Below are 20,165 nucleotides of genomic sequence, written 5' to 3' on the forward strand. Positions count from 1 at the left end.
GAGTAAGATTATGAATAAAGCATTTATAATTAAAATGATGAAGGCTAAAAAAATGCAATATGAAGCACTGAAAGAAATTATACCTGAGAAAATGGTTAACAAAATATCAGATCTGGAAAATGAGGTCATAGATCTTGTTAAAGAATATGCCATGTCAGAATTTACAGAGACAAAATGTAAGAACAATACTTCAGAGGAAACAGCAAGTAAAAAGGTTCATAAGGTTACCATTGAATCATAACGGAAGGAGGATTTGCCATGAGAATCATATTATATACTGGTAAGGGTGGCGTAGGAAAGACCAGCGTAGCTGCTGCCACCGCCTGTAAAATCGCCAGCACTGGAAAGAAGGTATTGGTAATGAGCACGGATCAGGCCCATAGTCTGGGGGATTCTCTTGATAAGAAGCTGGGTTATGAACCAACCCGTATCACAGATCATCTGGATGCTATGGAGATCAATGCCATTGAGGAATGTGAACGTGCCTGGGGGAATCTGAAGGATTATATCAAAAAGCTATTAACCTCTAGAAGCAGTGATAGTATTGAAGTAGAGGAGCTTCTTGTGTTTCCTGGCTTTGAGGAATTAACCTCATTATTCAAGATAAAAGAAATCTATGAACAGAATCAGTACGATGTTGTTATTGTTGATTGTGCTCCGACGGGTGAAACCCTGTCGCTATTGAAATATCCGGAGATGTTTGGTGAATGGATTGATAAGCTATTACCCATAAAGCGTAAAGCCATAAAAGTAGCAGGCCCTACCGTGGAAAAAATCACGAAAATACCCATGCCAAAGGATAGTCTCTTCGATGAAGTGGAAACACTCAGTGATAACCTAAGGAAGCTAAAGGAGCTTATGAATAACAAAGAGGTAGTCAGTATCCGAATTGTAACAACTCCTGAGAAAATCGTAATCAAGGAGGCGAAACGGAACTTTTCCTTCCTGCATCTGTATGATTATAATGTGGATGCCATCATCGTTAACAAGGTATATCCCATGGAGTCCCTTTCCGGATATTTTCAGAAATGGATTAAAAATCAGGCGGAGGCGCTAACAGATATAAAGGAAAGCTTTGCTGGTATTCCCGTTTTCCAATTAGAACTGTTAAAGCAAGAGCTTCGTACCCTCGAGCGATTACAGGCTGTTGGTGCTGCTTTATATAATTCGTCTAGTCCAGAAGATATACTATTCAAGGATACCATCTTCACCCTAAGAAAGGAGGAGGATTTTGATTGCTTTTCTATCCACCTTCCGTTTTTCGAGATAAAGGATATGGACTTATTGCATAGTGGTGATGAGCTGACACTAATAATTAAAAACGAACGTAGAAAATTTACATTACCAAAAAAGCTCTGGAATAAAGAAGTTAAGAATGCATCTTATAAGGATGGAAAATTAAATATCCTGTTTGAATGATTTGCTTCATTTAATTACTATTCCGATAGAATGAGGTTGTTGTATAATATAACACAACAACCCTATTCTATTTGCTGATTCATCCTTTAATGGAGAATACTCTCCTTCACAAATCAGAATCTCAGGATTCGTAATTCTCGCAGTTTTTTCTTCCTTCCCAGTATTTATTAAAAAGGTGTATACGCACTCCTTCTCACCCCAAGTACAGATGACCCGGAATAACCGTTGCCAATCCTTCTCATAATCTTCACTATTCGAGCTTAATCCATATGCAAAATGCTGAGTTAGGTTAAATTGCACGCGACTTTGATCCAATATTTTCACGCTTTGGTCCAATATCAATTTATCACCGTACCGGACAGCTCCTCCCTCATCAAGCATTGCATCCTTTACCGTGATGGAATCTGGAATACTATCTCCAAAATCAAGAGTGACCAATCTGCTTTTCTCTGTGCTGGCGCCAAAACCTCCCAATGTAAAGGTTGGTATAAAGTCTGCCTTTGCCAGCTTTGCCCACTCCTCGGACATGGAGTAATCCTCTGAAATATCCTCCCATTTGGTTTTCCGAACCACATAATCAATTCCGACACCATCAACTGATATAAATATGTCCGGTGGTTCCGAGGGGTCTCTTTTTTCTATATTACGCAAATTCTCTTGATCATAAGCGAGGGACCATTGATCATAAGGAAATTCATCCAGCTTCTCTGGGAAGAGCATATCATCTTTTACGATAATCTTCCCATAGTCCTTTTCATTATCGACCAGTTTAACTCCTTTATTCGTCTTTTGTAGCTGTAGGCTATGATAATCCTGTGATACAAAGCAATTACTATACTGCGGCATCAATATTTCCGTCAGGGAACTAAAGTATTCCGGATTTCTGTACTCATAAGATAGTAAATTAATTTTGTATATTCCATCGCTCCATTGGGTAACTAAGTCCACAATTTCATATTTCTTATTTCCATCAATATCAGTGATACAGGCATTTTGTAAATCACCCTTTACATAGGAAGCAACACCCTTCCGAACAAGAAAGCATCCGGCAAAGCCATTCTCACCAGTGGCAGCAAATGCCTGAACCTGTAACTTTTCGTATGCGTCCTCAATGAACAGTTCAAATAATCCACTGATATTTCCCCTGCTTGTTGGAATCTCCCCCTGTTCAACCACATTCTCAAGCTCCGTTTTTATGATGTCAAAGGCTTCCTCCTTTGTTAATGCATCCTTTCGCTGCAGGATATCATTTTTTGATATATTCTCGTCCAGCTTTACCAAGATACTATTACTAATGGAAGCAGACGGATTATGAAAGAATATCATGATTTGCAGTAGCTGTTCTCCACGAATAAGAGCATACTCTGTGGTGCCTTCCTTTACCTCGGTATCGAATTCATTATCATATACCTCCGTCCATCCACCCTCCTTCAGCTTTTCCAGATAGCTATGTAGCTGTTCTTTAGATATATCACTGTAATAGGTTCCGCACTCCCATTCCACACTATTATTGGATTCCGGAATCGGGATGGCTTCCGTAGAGGAACGATCTGCGTTCGTTCCATTCACCCTTATATTACAGCCTAAGAATAGGATAGTGGTAACGGAAATAAGGAAATACAACAGGGCTTTCTTCAAATAACTCACCTCCACTATTTCTTATAGGTAACTGCTTTATTCTTAAAAGCAGAGATTGCAATCTGATACATTAGCTTGCCGAATAATTTCTTATAAAATGGGAGAGGTATCCCCGGAGCATAGACCTGATCCACATAGCCCTCCTGCTGCCAAAAGGTTCCATCTGCCGCTTCATACTCACTGCCAGGTCTACAGGTAATACTCATCCCTCTAATTAAATTAAAGGGGATAAGCACTCCAAAAGAAGGTGCATGTAATTTCTTAAATGCTAAATCCAGATAGAATTTTTTCGAAATCCTTTCTATCTTCTGCTTCACCTTTGGACTGATCTGATATGCATTCCAGCTGCTTGTACTAACCGGGAGCTGAAAACAATGATTAAACCCAATGCCTGCTAATGTCCCTGCCAGATATTTCGTCGTTTTACTTGCTCCCACACCTCCTGTACTGGATATCACAAGAGCTTTCTTGGTAAAATATCTTGGTCTGTGTAGCGCATAACATATATGATCAATCAGGTTCTTTGAGATTGCCGGTACACTTAAATTATAAGTAGGAGCCGCATAAATAATGCCATCACTTTCATCGATTGAATTCAGGATCTCCTGAACCATTTCATTATGGGGGCAATAACTGTGCCCCTTACGAAAACACATACTACAACCTATACATAGTGGTAAATTAATATCCGACAGATGTAATTCCTTCCATTCAATATCGGGTGACAGCTTATTTAATTCATCCCTGACCTTCATTGCGATATTCCAGGTATTACCCTTTCTTGGTCCACCATCAACTAATAATATCTTCATATATTCCTTTCCCCCACTTTTACTGCTTAAGAGTCCTCCAGTAAACGTTCAATCATATCATCAATAAAGAAATCTCTTTCCGTTTTATCATAGAAATTGACTCCAAAGCATTCTTTGCTGATTTCCTTTCGTAGAAAGGCAGCCTGCAGAATTGATGTCATGGTAAATAAAAGCATTTTTTGCTTTGACTCTGCTATGTCAGAGCCTGTAAGCACATGAAGAAATCCACTTACTGTCTTCATTGTATTGTCCTCAATACCTGGATTAGCATGATCTCCTAATATGGATATCCGGGACACCTCAGGATTATCCATCAGGAAATCTGCTACTAGCTTGCTAACTGTCTTAAGCCTATCGATGGGCTGCAAATCCTTTAGCAGTTCTGGGCGAAAGGTATGTATCACACTACTGATAATTCTTTGTACACAGAGTTCCACCAACTGCTCCTTCGATTGAAAATGATAGTTGATCAGTCCAATCCCTACTCCCGCTTCCTGGGCTATTTTTCGTATTGTTATTTCATCCAGGTTGCCATTGCTTTCCTGTATCAGGCTGGTCGTTACAGATATTATGTTTTCCTTCGCTTGCTCTGATTTTTTCATCATTTCCTCTTTTCTGAACATTGTTCAGTTTTATTATAGTCTTTTCAAGTCATGAAGTCAATTATTATCTGTCACAAACATAAAACTGCACCAAAAAATACTGTTATCTACTAAATACAAAAGTCACGTTTCATTGGATCAATACCTGATAACCGTTATTACAGCAAAAAGCTGGCAGGTCAAAATAAAATACCGGAAGGAAATGCTTTCGCTAACTCAATACTGTTGCGAACAGCAAATATTCCTTCCGGTATCCCTTTATCCTATCTGTCAGCTAAATTAACTGTCATAATCCGACTATGGCTTTATTTTACGATATCAACTTGATATCCTTTCTTCTCTAAGCGTTTTAATACGCTATTTTCACTAAGATAATGTGCAGAGCCAACAATTACAAAATAGGTATTACTTCCCTCTGTCTTTAGCAATTTGTCAATATAATCCGCCATATTCTGGTCTCTGTCATCATAGAATTTCTTCTGAAACTCGTTCATATAAGCCTGTACTTCAGGACTTAATGCTTCCTCCGAGGTGCTATCTCCATAATATAGAGCTAAGAAGCTGTCCATGTCTCCTTCCTCCCAGTAATCAAGCATTAAGTTAACCACATCATTGGTATCCACTGTACTCTGATCAGCAGTACCATTTATCATCGCTTTCAAAATCTCAGCTCTCGCCACCATGAGATGCTCTGCCAGCTCATCAGAAAAGCTGTTTAAAATTTGACACTGTTTTTCCAATCCTTCTATTGCATAGATTGGTTTCTGATCTAGTGAGGCCTGCTTTATAAAGGTCATATCTATACCAACGTCAGCGCTTAATTGATTGTCCTGGCTGGTTCCGACAGTAGCTAAACTCTCAAAGAGAAGAAATAGGTACCATGGCTTCGCAATTGAAATAAAGCTCTCCGGAAGTCCGGCCAATTTTGCTGTCTCAATAATTAATTGATAAGTCTCTGCAGATACATGGTCCTTCAATGTTGTACCATCGGTGTAAAAGCTATATTTCTCCATCGATGCAATATCCTGTTGATCCAATACATTCGCTTCAACCACTAATGCATCTGATTCTGCATATACCTGTTTTATTTTATTACTGAAGGGATAAATGGATGTATCAGCCAAATGGATGGAGCCAAGCATATATACTGTATTTTCACCTGATTTCACTTCCCATAAAAATCCCTTACTACCACAATCGAGTTCACTATACACATAAGAAATGAGTCGGGATGCAATAACAACTGCCTGTTCCATGGAGCATTTGCTGGTGAGCTTTTGCTCCCCATTCTTACCAGTATAAATGCCATGCTTCTTCATAAAATCTACCGGTTTTCCCTTGCTGTTAAATCCAATCTCTTTGGAATACTCATAATTCGACAACACCAGATAAAAGGCATTCAATGCTTCTTCTACTGTAATTGATTTCTTAATTGTCGGTCTTTCTTCTCTAACCTCTTTCGCGCATTCCGATTCCAATATTTTCGCCTTAACCCCATTTAGTAAAGTTTTGAATTGTGACTTTGTAATAGCTTTCGTCATATTCATTGACGACCAGGTACTAGGGAATATTCCATAGCATTCACCAGCCATGATATCGGAATATGCCCATTGGTTAACTGTTACGGTTTCTGTTCCTGCTGCCTGAGCCACCAGGCTGTTAGTAGGAATAACTGTGAAACATACTGCTATCAGAAGTAGCAGTGCAATAAGTTTTTTCTTCATAATAATCCTCCATTCTGATGTGTTACCATAATATATCATTCATCGGAATTGTAACATGTAAATTATAATATGTCAAGTATTTTTTACATATAGTATATATTACACTACATCTCATTTGTACGATGATCTAGCTTACACGGTAAAAAAAGAGTAGTCCGAGAATCTCATATTGACTACTCTCTCCTAATATCTGTTAGTGTAAAGTTCTTTACACTACGTTTTTATTAATAGCCTTTATATATCAAGGGTTGCAGAGTTTTTTAATGTAAAAAAACAATGACCCCCTTTTTTTTGGTATAATTGAGTCTTCGACACACCAATAATCCAAAGGAAGGATGTCATTGTTTTGAACTCAATTATAACTTATTTAATGTTGTATAATCAATATCTGTTGAAGCAGATTTCTCAATTACTTTTACTTATCGCTAAACATATTCCTCTCAAGCAGTGGGCTTTTGATGATTCACATAGTCCCGAATACCAGAAATTCAAGGTGGATAAACTCCCTAAAATCTTTATTCCTGAAACTGTTGATTACCAGCTACTTCTAGCTTATTACCAACACAAATATGGTAAAACAGTAAAGCCGATTAAGCACAAATCTGATAATCCTATTTATGAAACTATTGTCTGTCCACGTTGTGGGGCTCCTCATCAATATTTATACAAAAACAATGGTTCGAAAGGACAGTATCTATGCAAAGTCTGTAACGAGCGTTTTAATGAAACCAACATATTCAACCGTCCGCTCTCTCTGCGTTGTCCTTACTGCGGTCATATCCTCGTTCCAAAGAAAGATCGTAAGCACTTCCGCATACATAAATGTACCAATACAAAATGTTCCTACTACCGGCAGAACCTTTCGAAGCTTCCGAAGGACGTGAAGCCTTCCGATAAACATAAATACAAGCTCCATTACATCTACCGTGAATTCACAATAGACTTCTTCAAAATGGATCTCCATGCCCTTCCAAAGCAGGCTGTTAGCTTTAACTTTAAAAAGTTTAATGCCCACATCATGGGATTATGCCTGACCTATCATGTAAACCTTAAGCTTTCTACCAGGCAGACTGCCCATGCACTGGAGGAAGTCCATGGCATCAAAGTTTCCCATACTATGGTTGCCAACTATGCCATGTCTGCCGCAGCCGTCATCAAACCTTTTACCGATACATTTGATTACAAACCCGCCAATATTCTCTCCGCTGATGAAACTTATATCAAAGTAAAAGGCATCAAACACTATGTCTGGATTATCATGGACGCCTGCAAGAAATCTATCCTCGGTTATCAGGTATCCGATACCCGTGCTGTAGGTCCCTGTATCCTTGCCATGAGAATGGCTTTTGAAAAGTTTAAAACCTTCCCTGGAAAAGCTTTAAAATTCATTGCAGACGGTTACAGTGCATATCCTCTTGCCAGCCAACAATGTAAGCTTGAAAAAGGTTGGGACTTTGATGTAACACAAGTCATTGGACTTACCAATGATGATGCTGTATCAACTGAATTTCGCTGGGTAAAGCAAGTAGTAGAACGCTTAAACCGTACCTTTAAATCTTCTTACCGTGTCACTTGTGGCTATGGTAGCGAGGATGGCGCACTCTATGGTGTATCTCTCTGGGTCGCTTACTATAACTTTCTGCGTCCACATCCATATAATTACTGGAAGCCCTTAAATGCGTTAGATGCTTTAAAAGATGCTGAAAACATGCCTGCAAAGTGGCAAATCCTTATTTACCTTGGTCAAAAAACCATACTAAATATGCAGCAAACCCGTGTTGTTTAGAAACTATCTGTTTTTAGATTTTGAGCCCGAGGTAAAATACTAGCCATCCAAAAGCCCTGCTTTTGGACTTGCCCTTGATAGCATGGCAAATCAATGCTAAAATGCTGTGATTAAGACGGTGAATACTATCTGTTTTTGAGTTTCTTCGCCGTCGGTAAATATTTCAGAGCATTGATTTGTCATGCCGTCAAGGGTGGTGGACGGAGCCAACCAACTTAATCTAGAGAAATATTTTCACTTTTCAAGGTTAACTTGGGCCATTTTTTCATAGCCCTATTTTTCATATTTCACTTTACACTATCTAATATCTGCATACGATAGATAAAAATTGTATGTATCAGTATTAATATTAGTTTATCTTTCAATAATTCAATAACCGAAGAAATTCAAGGTTTCCTGAATCAAATTCTTCAGATCTTCATACTTTTGCGGGTAATCCTCTTCTGCCCCCAGCAACTGCAAGGGGTTTACCAAATCTCGAAGCTTACTTAATGGATACCAATTCTTAGGCAAAGGCCTTTTTGAGTATTTGTTATATACAATTTCGAATTGCATAAGATGGAGCGGTTCAAAACAGGATTCATAACGGAAGAATTGTCCGATATCTGCCAGACTGTGGCCATATCCTGCGAACTCCCAGTCAACGATCCATAAGGCATCGTACTGATCCACGATCATATTAGCAGGTCGAAAATCGGCATGAATAAAGCTTTGATACTGGTCTATCTCCGCTAGATACTCCTGTTTATCTTTTATTAACTGCTTTACCTTTTCCACGATTTCTCCACCAAGTCGCTTTTCTACATATTCATTGTCAAGAAACCGGTCATACCAGGTTGTAAATGGTGGATAGTGATTCTGAAACAGATCATCTTCAGTGGGTTCAAAACTATGTATCATGGCGGCTATCTCGGCAGCCTGAACAATTGCGTAGTCATCCATACTGCCTCTTTGTAAGGACACCTCCTGTAGCGATCTGCCCTCAACAAATTCATAGATCAGACATACCCTGTCCGTACTGTTTTTCTCGGATACATAAAGAACCTGTGGTATATGAAGCTGTCTACTTAAGCCATTATATATGACTTCGTCTTTTATATAGCTGTCATCTCTGATTGGACATACTCTTAGTAAGAAGTCCTTATGAGCTGTTCTGACTCTGTAGTTGCTGTTCCTGCATCCAATAAGAATGGGTGTAAGCTCAACAATCTCAAGATTTTGATCAAACTGATGAAAAATCTCACTTGCTTCCTCCATTCCAATATTGCAGAAAGGTATACTTCTTTCCCATATATGATCCATACTTTTCCTCTTTACTTACCTATTATTCATATATTTATTTATGAAATAACACCTTGTACTTATTCGTTTACTTTAATGCTTCCTTTGCTATCGCAACTCTGGCTGACAGATTTCTTCCAGCCAAACAGGAAAAGCTACAACTGCCACAGCCTATGCAATCTGAGACACTGTATTTTACAGTCTCCTTTATCTTACCAGCATCCACAAGCTGTACTATTTTATTCACCTTAAGTCCTGCAGGGCAGTTAACTACACATCTTTCGCACTTTGAACACTGCGGTGATTCTTTATATTGAGGATAGGCTCCGGTTGCAATAAAATTCACATTCTTATCAATGATTGCAGTATCCTCTGCCGTATATGCCTGCATGATACCGCCACCAGCAAATAGATTGAGCACTCCCGGATAGACTGCGTCCATAACCTCCCGTAACGCCATTCCCAGCCGTACCTTGACAACCTTCGCTGATTTTGTCTTTAGATTGGCAACTGTTAGGAATCTGGTATCTGCTTTCTTTCCCAAGCATACTGCTTCATAGATGGAATACACCGTCTGAACATTCAGAACCAGTATTCCATTCCTTGCGGGAAGCTGATTCTGCCCTAACTTTACTCCCAATAATTCATTGATAAGTATTCGCTCTGCACCTATAGGATATCGATCAGGCACTTTGCATAGGGTTATTCCTTCTGTCTGCTTTACATCCTCAGCTTCTTTGACCGCCATTCTAATTGATGTTAAGCCTATAGCCTCTTTCAGTATATGTGCAGCTACATTTATCTCATCCATATAATGACGAAGAAGATAATGATCGTGCAGCAATCCGGGATCACATTCCACTGCGTTAATAATCAGATGTTTCTGATCCACCTTTGCCTCATGCACCGTTTGAAGCTTTCGGGCAGTTGAAAACGCAGCACCACCCATACCAAAAACCTCTTGCTCCTTTATTATTTGAATCAGCTTCTCCGGGGTAAACTCTTTCACTTCACTTTTTTGGATCGAAGATGGTTCCCCTGTCAAATCCAAGAATTGCTCCTGTTCACAGGTAAAAACCTTTGGTATTTTCAATCTCATCTTAGTAAATGGAGACATATTAATATCTTGAGTATCCATGATATAGGAAAGGAGATTCATACATAGTACACCGATTCCCAGGGTAACCGGATGCGGGTTAAGGAATACGGCTAAAAATCCGACAAGAAATCCACTCACTGAACCTATGGCAGGTCTTCCGGTAATGGTAACCGGATCTGTAACAACGATACAGCTCCAGAAGAACACCCCATTCACTAATAAAGCTTGAATTCCAAATTCATGATTTAACAGCAAAGCTACGATCATCCCTAATAAGAAGCCTGTTCCTGCAAAGGGACGAACGCATAAGAACAAGAGGCTCAATATCATTGCAGGTAGCAAAAGATAGGTATCTGAGAATACTGGATCGGATATTCTGGACATCAGATGTATCACTAGTATCCCGACAATTGCTGGATTTATCGGATTTTGACCGGTTCCTCCCCATATATGTTTTCCCAGAATTAAAGCGGATATTACCCCGATAAGCTGAGCCCAAAGCGGGATATCCGGAGTTAATACACTTATAATCGAAGCAGTTACTGCTCCCGATACACAACACCACAGCTGCTTATGCCGAAGTATTGTGAGCAGCGCATCCAATGCCACTGCTGATATCACAAGCAGAAGAAAGCCTCCCATTCTACTTGGTTTCTCAATCCACTCCGGTATATGATAAAGCAGTAATACGAGAAATAATCCTGCCATGACATGCTCGTTGGACCACTTAACCCGGATTAACGGAAATGTATGTTTCATTTTATTGTATTCCTTTCTAGGCCATCTTCTTCCATGTCCATATACGACAAACTATTTCACTCCGGCAAAAAATGCATGCAGCTTGTGGAAGCCACTGCCATATACCATCATAGGACAGCCTACGGAGGTCTCTACTTCTGCTTTATCACAAACCTCCAGAGTATCCGCATCTACTGTATTCTTGCTATAGAAAAGAATTCTCTCTACACCGTTCTCAATTAATTCCTTTACCGCTTTCGCTGTGTTATTTTTATTCAGTAGCACAAAGGCTTCCTTCGGAATTACCGGTAGCTCACTCAGACTCTTATACACCTTTGTATCAAAGGATGCATTCTCTTTAATATTGTACGGATACACTTTAATATTGCTGTTATTGAAAGCTTGTAAGATCCCTTTACAATATACAGCGTTTCGTGACGAATATCCAACAAACAGGATTTCATTCCCTTTAAAAAAGTTCTTATTATACTTTACCATAATATAAATCCTCCGCCCTTACATAATTATATACGTGATTATACTATAGTAAGCTAATATTTACCATTCTCAAAATTATTAAAATTTTATTAGAAGGGATATCTGTTGCTTCCATAAAACGAAGCAATACGCATTCTTCTAAGGAAAGTGGCTTTGTAGAATATATCAGCAGGGCCCTTATGACTTACCATAATGCACTGTCGGAAGAACTCATTGCTGTATTTTGTATGAATCAGGCGAACCTAAATATTCTCATGCGAATACTTAGGTTCGCCTGAGACATGCAAAATCAGTAATGTGTACTTCCGTCTGTGTGTGAGGTAAGTCATAAGGGCCCTGCTGGTATATTCTACAAAGCCACTTTTTCCGGCTGTCTTATCATCGTACTACCTGATCCATGTCTACTTCGAAGGTTTCTCCCTTTTTCATTAGTACATGGCCTGACTCATATGGTTTTCCTTCCAGCGTAATGTATACCTTATTGACACCATAGTAGTTCCCCAGGGTATTGGTTATTCCCTGTAATATCAGTTGCTCATATCCCGAACCTGCATTCATCTCCGTAACAAATTCGTCCGAGAAATCCACATAGACAATTTGATCATCCCCTAAATATAAACTATTAATCATTGTATTATTACTGATTAACGGTAAATAAGATGACTTTTCCATGTGTTTTTTCAGTGCTTCTTCCAATACGATTCTGGTAACCTCATTGGTTTGATACTCAACCGTCAATTGATCTGGATAAAGCTTCTCGTCAACATCGGGATAATAGATTTCTATCATCTGAGTATATGGTGAATTGGTTTTTATCTCATTTAACTCCGATACCACCTCCATATCACCGGATACAAAGATACTTTTAATAAGTCCAATGGATGGAGAATAATAGTCCAGTACTTTGCTATCTTCACTTTCCGTCGTTACTTCAAGGGCAGGGTATGTCCCCATGGGTGTTGCTATCTCCAGGTCAATTCCCGAAATATACCGTTTTCTGCCATCCGGAAGAGTCCATTCCGTTCCTTTTTCCAATGGTTCCATCAGGAGGATCTCTTTTTTCTCGGATTCAAACTCCTTCTTCAGTAGATTGTCCCGATAATAACATTCATTTACTGCTGTAACAATTGATATCTTGTCTTCCTCGATCTGAATCACTCTTACCGTTTCTGTTCCACCGTTATTGGTACGAGTCTGCATCAGATTATTATCTGTATCAATGAAATCAAAGCTCATCACATATGCAGCATACTCGTTACCGCTGCCTGCATAGACATATAAACTGTTTTCCTGTGCAGGATAATAATCCTTCAGTTCTACCCTTCGTCTGTCATTCTCAGTTACATCATCGGTATCCTCTGTATTCTCCACTGAAGGGGTGACAGACGGCTGTGGTGTCACAGTCAGCTGCGGGGTAGGTGTAATCCGATCTTTGCTCTCTGTGGTATTCTGATCTTCTTTTTTACATCCTGTAAGTAATAAGATAAGTATTGCTATAGCAAGTATATATATTGATTTTCTCATAGCCATCACCTCATAATTAGTTATATGTATTATGCCTTGTTTTATGGTTTTCCATACATTAGACGGTGATCGCCTGATCTAAGTTCCGTACTTAGTCCTCAATCAATCCTGAGATACTATTCATTATTTTCTTAGCAATATACGCATTGTTCATGGTATATAGATGAATCCCATCCACTCCCTGAGAGATCAAATCCACTATCTGATCTACTGCATATGCAATTCCTGCATCGCGAAGGGCTTCCGGCGAATGCTCAAAGCGCTGAAGCATCTTTGTAAACTTCGGTGGCAGGCTAGCCCCGCACAGGGTTACCATACGCTCAATCTGTGCTTTATTCACCACCGGCATAATTCCGGCCTGTATCGGGACTGATATACCGGCTATTCTGGCCTTTTCCAGAAAGGAATAAAAATAATTATTGTCGAAAAGCAATTGCGAAATTAAATGCTCTGCACCGGCATCCACTTTCTTTTTCAGATTCAGTATATCCGATATCAAATTCTCTGATTCAATATGTCCTTCCGGATAGCAGGCGCCTGACAGATGAAATCCTCCGCGTTCCTTGATATAGGCAATCAGCTCACTAGCATAATTAAATTCCTTCTTTGGCATTCGATCAGGACTGATATCACCACGAAGTGCCAGTATATTCTCAATGTTATTCTGCTCCAGACGTTCTAATATCTGTTCTATTTCTGGTTTCGTATAATTCACACAGGTGAGATGTGCCACCGGCTCAATGTGATATTTATGCTTAATTGCAGATGCTATCTCAGCCGTTGCCGAATCACCGGCATTACCACCGGCTCCATAAGTAACACTGATAAAATCCGGTTTTAATCCCTGTAAATCATCCAGAGTCGAATAAATCGTATCAATGGAGCTCGTTTTCTTAGGCGGAAACACTTCAAAAGACAATACTGTTCTTTTCTTTTGGAATAGCGATGCTATGTGCATAATCTCTTTATATCCTTTCTATAAGGTAGTACACAGGTTCCTGTAAACGGTCTGGTTATAAGACTCTTGCCCTTAATATTGCAGGAGTTTATTATTCATGGTCATTTTAAATCGGAATGGTGTCATTTGCGTCAGGTCTCCAGTCAGATTGAAGTCTGCTCTTGTTGACTCATCAAAATCATAACCCATATTCTCGTAATACTCCTCAATATCCTCCATAACAAAATCAATAACTACCTGGTATTTCCCCGGTGTTAGCTGCATTTCATTTCCGTTGCTATTCATACTTAGGCAGGAGAATTGATATAACACCTCTCCTTCTTCGTTAATAATCTGAACGTCAATCAATCCTCTTTTATTCTCAATTATATAATCAGCCACATAGGTTCCTGCACTCTGGATATCAAAGGGTATGATCTGACTTTCCGTATCCTTATTGATATCAAAGGACATATCGCACTGAACAGCAGGCTTTAGCATACCTATTGCTTCAGTAATCGTAACCGCAAAACCGGCCACAAACAATACCACAGCAAGTCCAGTGGCCGTCAAAACCCGAATCAGTCTGCGTTTTTTCTCCTTGGCTTTTTCAGTAGGATCTATGTATGGTAAGCCTTCCTGACCCGCCTTCTCTTTCTTATCATGCAGTAGCCATGCTCCCAGCAGTATGATAAAAGGAACAGCTGCAGCAAGGATCAAGTAGACTCCAATAGTAACAAGCGGCACATACATCTGTGCACCTGCATTGGTAGCATTGGTCGGTGAAAGAAAGCTTACAAGAGTAGAAAATCCATTGTTAATAAAGTGATACAGTGCCGGTAATAAGATATTCTTAGTCTCAATCATTATATAGGTTAAGAAAGCACCCAGAATAGCAGTCGGTAAAAAACGATAGGGATCCAGATGGAAAATACCGAAGATCAGACCCATTATAAATACTATCAACCATCTGTTTTTCAAGCCTTTAAACGAGGATAATATAAATCCTCTCATAAGTGCTTCTTCACATATTGCAGGTGAACCAGCTACAATGAGAAACGAAACGACAGCCGGTACGCTTGTGAAAACACTTTGAATAGAACTGCTAACCTCAAGCAGCCCTTCCGGGAAAAAGTATCCTATTATCAGAGTAACTAAGGTTACAAGAATTAATCCGCCAATCCATAATACGATTACGCCAAGAATTTGCCGTAGCTTTGGTATTTTTATCGGGAAAACCTCTTTTAAATCCGCTTTTAATAGAATAGCTGGAATAACAGACATCGCCAGTATTATTAGCTCCGTCACCAAAACTCCATACAATCCAAGCTTAATCTGAATCGGAAATGCGACAAATAAAAATGTCAATATAACCAGTATAAACAAAATAATTCCATGATATGGCTTTAACTGTCTTTTCTCATCGTTCATACATCAATCCTCCGTGAAATAATCAGTAAGTATCATTTTACTCGTTATGGTATATCCTGTCAATCAAGTCATGTCCAGCTCTGAAAGGTAAACTTCTTTAAGTATGTCTAAATTCACCTAAAACAGTAATTGTGGATATCTATCCTCTGTTTTATGAACTCTCAGGTAAGTTATCCACATCGTATACTTAGACTTATTTTCTAATCTCATATATCTGTGGATTTATTTTCTTTTAAATTTACTCTTTTCAGATATCACTTCCTTTGGTATACTGTTCCTATCAAGAAATGCTTAGTGATGTGCGTTTCTCTGTATAGGATATATCTTCTCTTGTTAGTTGCCGACCAAAGCTTGCTAGCAAATCGGAAGATATATTTTTTATTGTTCTTTTTATTTCTCTTAATCCTTTTATTCCATTTTCATAAAGCTGTAACAGTACATCTGCTATCTGTGTCAGCAAATAATGGTTCTTCATAGCATTATAATTAAGGCTGTTTGCATGCTCTATATCATAACGATGGTTTTTCTGGATGTTAAATCCCTCATTTTCAATCTTCCAGCGTTTCCTTCCGGTCTGTGCAAACTCCCAGGCTGTCTTTCCTCTGATTGGCAACCCGGTGATCCATTGAAAGCTTCCTTCCGGTTCACCATCTTTCTCTATCTTTAGTTCCATTACTGTGAGATTATGACCCTCATAGTAAAGCTCTGATACCCATTTCATCTCATGCTTAACACTCTCGCGAGCTTTCCTTTTATGTGTTTTCTCTTCTTTTATAATCTTTTCTTCATTTTCACCCATTCCAACGATGGTTTGATACTCTTTTGCAAGAGAAGGGATGCTTCCATCTTTAAATCGGAGAAGATATCCCCATCTATTATCTTTACAGATTTGAAATACCGGTTCACAAGCATACAGACTGTCACCAAGTATGCAAATCGGTAATCTTGGGTAGTCTTTCTTCAGCCTTTTTGCCAGTCTTTTAAAGGCTTTTCTTTCACAATCCTGTTTTTCAACATCTTCATTTTCATTTTCAATAAACTCTGTAGCAATGCTGATAATCAGGTTGTCTCCTAATACAATCTTAGCTTCTAATACATTATGATAATAGTAGGTTTTTTCATCTTTGGTTCCTTTATTAATAGTTTTTCTTAAACAGTGTTCATCTATTTTTTCATTAAAACAGAACAACTGTGTTGCATCGACTATTACCATCCAATATTCACCCAGAAATCTTGCGTGCTCAAAACTCCTCTTTCTAAGTAACTTTTTAATTATGTGCTTTCTGAATTTCTGTAGTTCTTCTGGATCAAGCTTCTCCAGACATTCATTGATAGTCACATAATGAGGAAGATATTCTTTTTCCTCTTTTCCAAGGATCAGACAAAGATTATGCGCACATTCCTCGGTATTAAACTTATCAGTCATATCCTGCATTGAAGATATGGTACATACATTTTTCATGATAACGGTATATAAAATCTCTTCAATGTCATAATCGGTATAAGATGTATGTCTTGGATCCCTTACCGCACTTAACTCTTTGATTAAATCTGGCAGAAAATGCTTCTGAACTTTTAAAAATTCAACGATATCTTTCTGAAATGCTTTTTTAATTTCTCTTCTAGAAGCTCTAGACATGATAAAAATTCTCCTTTGTGAAAAAGTTTTTACTATTTTATCATATCTAGCAGCCAAAAGCCTTAAATTTCTTAATATAATTAGTGCGAAAAATATTTACCTTTCAGAGCTGAGTCATGTCATCTCTCATTATATTTTAATAAAGTCCACAGTCGGTACATAAGGCTCTGTTCTTTAGAGCCTTATGTACCGTTACGCAGTGCAACTAAGTGCAAACGGCTCCGTGGCGGATATATTTCAACCTCCGGCTTACACCCTTCCTATCGGTACTTCTTATCACAGACTCATAGTTGTTAAATCTTGTCATTCCTATTTGCATCCGTATTCCAACTGTGATAAAATAGATGTAAATAACTACATACCTTACCAAATCAATGTATTCACTCATGCATTCCATTTGGTAAATTGTTATTACCTATGATTAACTTGTTCGGTCGCAACCGGTCACAGAATTTACTATCAGACAAGCATGCAACATGTAAAACGATATCGCAAAGTAAAGGAGTGAAGTTATTGTATGGTACTTGAAGGAAAAGTTGTTGTAGCACAAGGTGGAGGTCCTACCGCTGTCATTAATCAGTCTTTAGTAGGGGCCGTGCTAGAATCAAGAAAGTTTCCACAGATAACAAAGGTATATGGTGCTGTTAACGGGGTTTCAGGAATTATCAATGAGGATTTCCTGGATTTAACGCAGGAGACAACACACAACCTGGAGCAGGTTGCGATCACCCCATCCTCGGCTTTGTTTTCCACCAGAGACAAACCAGATAATGCTTATTGTAAAGAAATATTCAATGTATTCAAAGCTCATAATGTTCGTTATTTCTTTTATATTGGAGGAAATGATTCAGCGGATACAGTTCGTATTGTTAATGAGCAGGCAGAAGCTTCCGGTTATGAATTCCGTGCCATTCACATCCCTAAGACCATTGATAATGACTTGATGATGAATGACCACACACCCGGCTATCCTTCCGCTGCAAGATTTGTTGCACAGTCCTTTATCGGACTCAATCTGGATAACCGTGCACTTCCCGGAGTTCATATCGGAGTTGTAATGGGGCGACATGCAGGCTTTCTAACTGCTGCCTCAGCCATTGCACAGAAGTATCCTGATGATGGTCCTCATTTGATCTATCTTCCGGAACGTAACTTCGTAGTTGATAAATTTCTTCGAGATGTAAAAAATGTTTATGATAAATATGGTCGCTGTATTATTGCTGTTTCCGAAGGCATCCAAGATGAGAATGGCGTACCTATTGTAACAAAGCTGGTTAAGAATAATGAGACAGATGCCCATGGTAATACCCAGTTATCCGGTACCGGAGCATTAGGTGATCTTCTTTCCCAGTTAATCAGGACAAATCTAGGTATTCATAGAGTCAGATCCGATACCCTAGGATATTTACAACGTTCCTTTATGGGATGTGTATCAGGAGTGGATCAGCACGAGGCCAGAGAGGTTGGAGAGAAAGCAGCACAGTTTGCAATCTGGCATAATATTGATGGTTCCATTACCATTCATCGGACAGGCTACTACTCCGTTGACTACACTATGACCGATTTACATAATGTAGCAGGTAAAACCAAATTAATGCCGGATGAATTTATTAATGCCGATGGCAACAATGTTACCGATGCATTTAAATATTATCTACAGCCACTGCTTGGTAGCGATATGCCGGAAGCTAGTATGCTAAGGGCTCCTAGAGCAGAAAAGATTCTTCACAAACTGTAACTATCTATAAATAAAGTGTGAAAGGGCAGCAAACTCTATGTATATGCACTAATAATTACTCCACTACCTGAATCAGACTCTTGACACTTTAATCGAATGAAAAATCCCTCAATGATATGTCCAAGGACATTCTATTGAGGGATTTTTGTTGCTACACTTATTTTTTCTTAGTCGTTCCTGATGTTGCAGAAGATTTAGCAGATGCTTTCTTTTTTGGTGCTTTTTTTGGATTTTTATCTCCCATACAATTCACCACCTTCTTCTTAACCTTAAGCTCATCTACCTCATATATCCATCCGATTCATTGAGGCACTCTTGTAATTAATCATAGGTAATGAATCCATTTTATCTTGATTTCCATATATTGTCAATTGATACTTCCAATTACTCTCCACCATAAATATACATCTTTCGAAATCATCTTCTAGCGTAGAAAGTACTTTAGTAAATGAAGGAACCATCTCATGATCCGTGGATACTTCTCCAGAATATCATTCTGTATACTCTCCAGTGAAGCACCAGAAAGCTGACTTTTTGTGATGGTTACTGTACCGCTAACCTCGTCCCCAATTGCATAATATCCGTTCGCAACACCACCCATTGCTACCTTGGAGGCCACTGCAATTCCTCCTGCACAGTAGGTCCCTACAGCAATTCCTCCTATGGCATATGTTCCAAAAGCGAAACCACCAAATGCAAGGTATCCGAGAGCCGCTCCGCCTGCCGCAATACCCCCTATTCCTAATCCAGCGAGTGCCAGTAAGCCCAACGCCACTCCACCAATGGAGAATAATCCTAATGAGATTCCCCCAATGGATAACAATCCAATGGATAAATTACCAATTGCAATAATACCCTTCGCCACACGAATTCCATTACCTATATTAACGTGAACAAGCGGTATCCCAAATATCTTACGCTTACTTATGTATTCGTAACTGGGGCGATAATGATAATTATTAATAACGTAGATTCCATCCTTCTTTGGTATATCTGTTGTGATTTCTTCATCCCCCAAGGTAATATTCTGTTCGTCCCTTATCAGCTGATCCAGGGTAACTCCAAAATAATCACTAATCATCAGTAGGTTATTCATATCCGGCGTCGAGGCACCTGACTCCCATTTCTGAACTGCCTGTCGCGTTACACCAATCTTCTCTGCCAGGTCCTCCTGGGACAGCTTTCGTTCCTTTCTTAGCTGATATAACTTTTCCTGAAACTTCATCCATACACCAAACCTTTCCCGCAGTAATTTTGCTAAGTTTTTTCGTATACAGAATATATAAAATGTACCGTTTC

The 20,165-nt window shown here is 39.0% G+C and carries 16 protein-coding genes; 4 read left to right on the forward strand and 12 right to left on the reverse strand.

Annotated elements, in window-relative coordinates; genetic code table 11:
• Positions 1-10 precede the first annotated feature (10 nt).
• Together H0486_RS16175 and H0486_RS16180 are read left to right on the forward strand one after the other, a co-directional pair.
• Positions 11-241, forward strand: a complete 231-nt coding sequence (locus H0486_RS16175) for a hypothetical protein (protein ID WP_228353985.1) — start codon at positions 11-13, stop codon at positions 239-241.
• Positions 242-258: 17 nt separating this feature from the next.
• Positions 259-1,419, forward strand: a complete 1,161-nt coding sequence (locus H0486_RS16180; RefSeq protein ID WP_228353986.1) for an ArsA family ATPase — start codon at positions 259-261, stop codon at positions 1,417-1,419.
• A 6-nt stretch (positions 1,420-1,425) separates the two neighbouring features.
• On the opposite strand, the gene H0486_RS16185 is transcribed toward H0486_RS16180, so the two are convergent.
• From H0486_RS16185 to H0486_RS16200, 4 genes are all read right to left on the reverse strand, one after another.
• Positions 1,426-3,057 (reverse strand): hypothetical protein, encoded by a 1,632-nt coding sequence (locus tag H0486_RS16185; RefSeq protein WP_228353987.1) that lies wholly within the window; start codon positions 3,055-3,057, stop codon positions 1,426-1,428.
• Positions 3,058-3,071: 14 nt separating this feature from the next.
• On the reverse strand, positions 3,072-3,869 hold the full coding sequence (locus H0486_RS16190; RefSeq protein ID WP_228353988.1) for a flavodoxin family protein: 798 nt from the start codon (positions 3,867-3,869) through the stop codon (positions 3,072-3,074).
• 26 nt (positions 3,870-3,895) lie between these two features.
• Positions 3,896-4,471 carry a TetR/AcrR family transcriptional regulator gene (locus tag H0486_RS16195; protein WP_228353989.1) on the reverse strand — a complete coding sequence of 192 codons (576 nt, stop codon included), beginning with the start codon at positions 4,469-4,471 and terminating at the stop codon, positions 3,896-3,898.
• A 305-nt stretch (positions 4,472-4,776) separates the two neighbouring features.
• Positions 4,777-6,195, reverse strand: coding sequence for a TraB/GumN family protein (locus H0486_RS16200; RefSeq protein WP_228353990.1), 1,419 nt, complete (start codon positions 6,193-6,195; stop codon positions 4,777-4,779).
• A 346-nt stretch (positions 6,196-6,541) separates the two neighbouring features.
• Here H0486_RS16200 and H0486_RS16205 point away from each other — a divergent pair, with 346 nt between their 5' ends.
• Entirely contained in the window at positions 6,542-7,981 is a 1,440-nt protein-coding gene (locus H0486_RS16205) for a DDE-type integrase/transposase/recombinase (RefSeq protein ID WP_228353991.1), read from the forward strand.
• 369 nt (positions 7,982-8,350) lie between these two features.
• Here the strand turns inward: H0486_RS16205 and H0486_RS16210 are convergent, their stop codons facing one another.
• The 7 genes from H0486_RS16210 to H0486_RS16240 all read right to left on the reverse strand — a co-directional run bounded on the left by H0486_RS16210 (position 8,351) and on the right by H0486_RS16240 (position 17,128).
• Positions 8,351-9,283: a phosphotransferase family protein gene (locus H0486_RS16210; protein WP_228353992.1), complete on the reverse strand. Its 933-nt coding sequence runs from the start codon at positions 9,281-9,283 to the stop codon at positions 8,351-8,353.
• Positions 9,284-9,350: 67 nt separating this feature from the next.
• Positions 9,351-11,120 carry an RnfABCDGE type electron transport complex subunit D gene (locus H0486_RS16215; RefSeq protein ID WP_228353993.1) on the reverse strand — a complete coding sequence of 590 codons (1,770 nt, stop codon included), beginning with the start codon at positions 11,118-11,120 and terminating at the stop codon, positions 9,351-9,353.
• Positions 11,121-11,171: 51 nt separating this feature from the next.
• The gene (locus tag H0486_RS16220) at positions 11,172-11,597 is read right to left on the reverse strand and encodes a CoA-binding protein (RefSeq protein WP_228353994.1); all 426 of its coding nucleotides are present in this window, start codon (positions 11,595-11,597) and stop codon (positions 11,172-11,174) included.
• Between the two features lie 378 nt (positions 11,598-11,975).
• Positions 11,976-13,121, reverse strand: a complete 1,146-nt coding sequence (locus H0486_RS16225) for a GerMN domain-containing protein (RefSeq protein WP_228353995.1) — start codon at positions 13,119-13,121, stop codon at positions 11,976-11,978.
• 91 nt (positions 13,122-13,212) lie between these two features.
• A complete protein-coding gene (metF, locus tag H0486_RS16230) occupies positions 13,213-14,079 on the reverse strand; it encodes a methylenetetrahydrofolate reductase [NAD(P)H] (protein ID WP_228353996.1) in 867 nt (288 codons plus the stop codon).
• A 72-nt stretch (positions 14,080-14,151) separates the two neighbouring features.
• Positions 14,152-15,489 carry a CPBP family intramembrane glutamic endopeptidase gene (locus tag H0486_RS16235; RefSeq protein ID WP_228353997.1) on the reverse strand — a complete coding sequence of 446 codons (1,338 nt, stop codon included), beginning with the start codon at positions 15,487-15,489 and terminating at the stop codon, positions 14,152-14,154.
• Between the two features lie 280 nt (positions 15,490-15,769).
• Positions 15,770-17,128 (reverse strand): transposase family protein, encoded by a 1,359-nt coding sequence (locus H0486_RS16240; protein ID WP_228352075.1) that lies wholly within the window; start codon positions 17,126-17,128, stop codon positions 15,770-15,772.
• A gap of 517 nt (positions 17,129-17,645) precedes the next feature.
• Between H0486_RS16240 and H0486_RS16245 the strand changes: the two genes are divergently transcribed.
• Positions 17,646-18,866 carry a 6-phosphofructokinase gene (locus H0486_RS16245; protein ID WP_228353998.1) on the forward strand — a complete coding sequence of 407 codons (1,221 nt, stop codon included), beginning with the start codon at positions 17,646-17,648 and terminating at the stop codon, positions 18,864-18,866.
• Positions 18,867-19,290: 424 nt separating this feature from the next.
• On the opposite strand, the gene H0486_RS16250 is transcribed toward H0486_RS16245, so the two are convergent.
• Complete coding sequence (locus H0486_RS16250) at positions 19,291-20,091, reverse strand: helix-turn-helix domain-containing protein (protein ID WP_228353999.1); 801 nt, start codon at positions 20,089-20,091, stop codon at positions 19,291-19,293.
• Positions 20,092-20,165 lie beyond the last annotated feature (74 nt).

The sequence above is a fragment of the Variimorphobacter saccharofermentans genome, from assembly GCF_014174405.1.
GTDB classification, from domain to species: domain Bacteria; phylum Bacillota; class Clostridia; order Lachnospirales; family Lachnospiraceae; genus Mobilitalea; species Mobilitalea saccharofermentans.

Bases quoted from the DNA above. Each gene is read 5' to 3' on its own strand.
- H0486_RS16175 (WP_228353985.1), top strand. From the start codon at position 11: ATGAATAAAGCATTTATAATTAAAATGATGAAGGCTAAAAAAATGCAA.
- H0486_RS16180 (WP_228353986.1), top strand. From the start codon at position 259: ATGAGAATCATATTATATACTGGTAAGGGTGGCGTAGGAAAGACCAGC.
- H0486_RS16190 (WP_228353988.1), bottom strand. From the start codon at position 3,869: ATGAAGATATTATTAGTTGATGGTGGACCAAGAAAGGGTAATACCTGG.
- H0486_RS16195 (WP_228353989.1), bottom strand. From the start codon at position 4,471: ATGAAAAAATCAGAGCAAGCGAAGGAAAACATAATATCTGTAACGACC.
- H0486_RS16200 (WP_228353990.1), bottom strand. From the start codon at position 6,195: ATGAAGAAAAAACTTATTGCACTGCTACTTCTGATAGCAGTATGTTTC.
- H0486_RS16210 (WP_228353992.1), bottom strand. From the start codon at position 9,283: ATGGATCATATATGGGAAAGAAGTATACCTTTCTGCAATATTGGAATG.
- H0486_RS16215 (WP_228353993.1), bottom strand. From the start codon at position 11,120: ATGAAACATACATTTCCGTTAATCCGGGTTAAGTGGTCCAACGAGCAT.
- H0486_RS16220 (WP_228353994.1), bottom strand. From the start codon at position 11,597: ATGGTAAAGTATAATAAGAACTTTTTTAAAGGGAATGAAATCCTGTTT.
- H0486_RS16225 (WP_228353995.1), bottom strand. From the start codon at position 13,121: ATGAGAAAATCAATATATATACTTGCTATAGCAATACTTATCTTATTA.
- metF (WP_228353996.1), bottom strand. From the start codon at position 14,079: ATGCACATAGCATCGCTATTCCAAAAGAAAAGAACAGTATTGTCTTTT.
- H0486_RS16235 (WP_228353997.1), bottom strand. From the start codon at position 15,489: ATGAACGATGAGAAAAGACAGTTAAAGCCATATCATGGAATTATTTTG.
- H0486_RS16240 (WP_228352075.1), bottom strand. From the start codon at position 17,128: ATGTCTAGAGCTTCTAGAAGAGAAATTAAAAAAGCATTTCAGAAAGAT.
- H0486_RS16245 (WP_228353998.1), top strand. From the start codon at position 17,646: ATGGTACTTGAAGGAAAAGTTGTTGTAGCACAAGGTGGAGGTCCTACC.
- H0486_RS16250 (WP_228353999.1), bottom strand. From the start codon at position 20,091: ATGAAGTTTCAGGAAAAGTTATATCAGCTAAGAAAGGAACGAAAGCTG.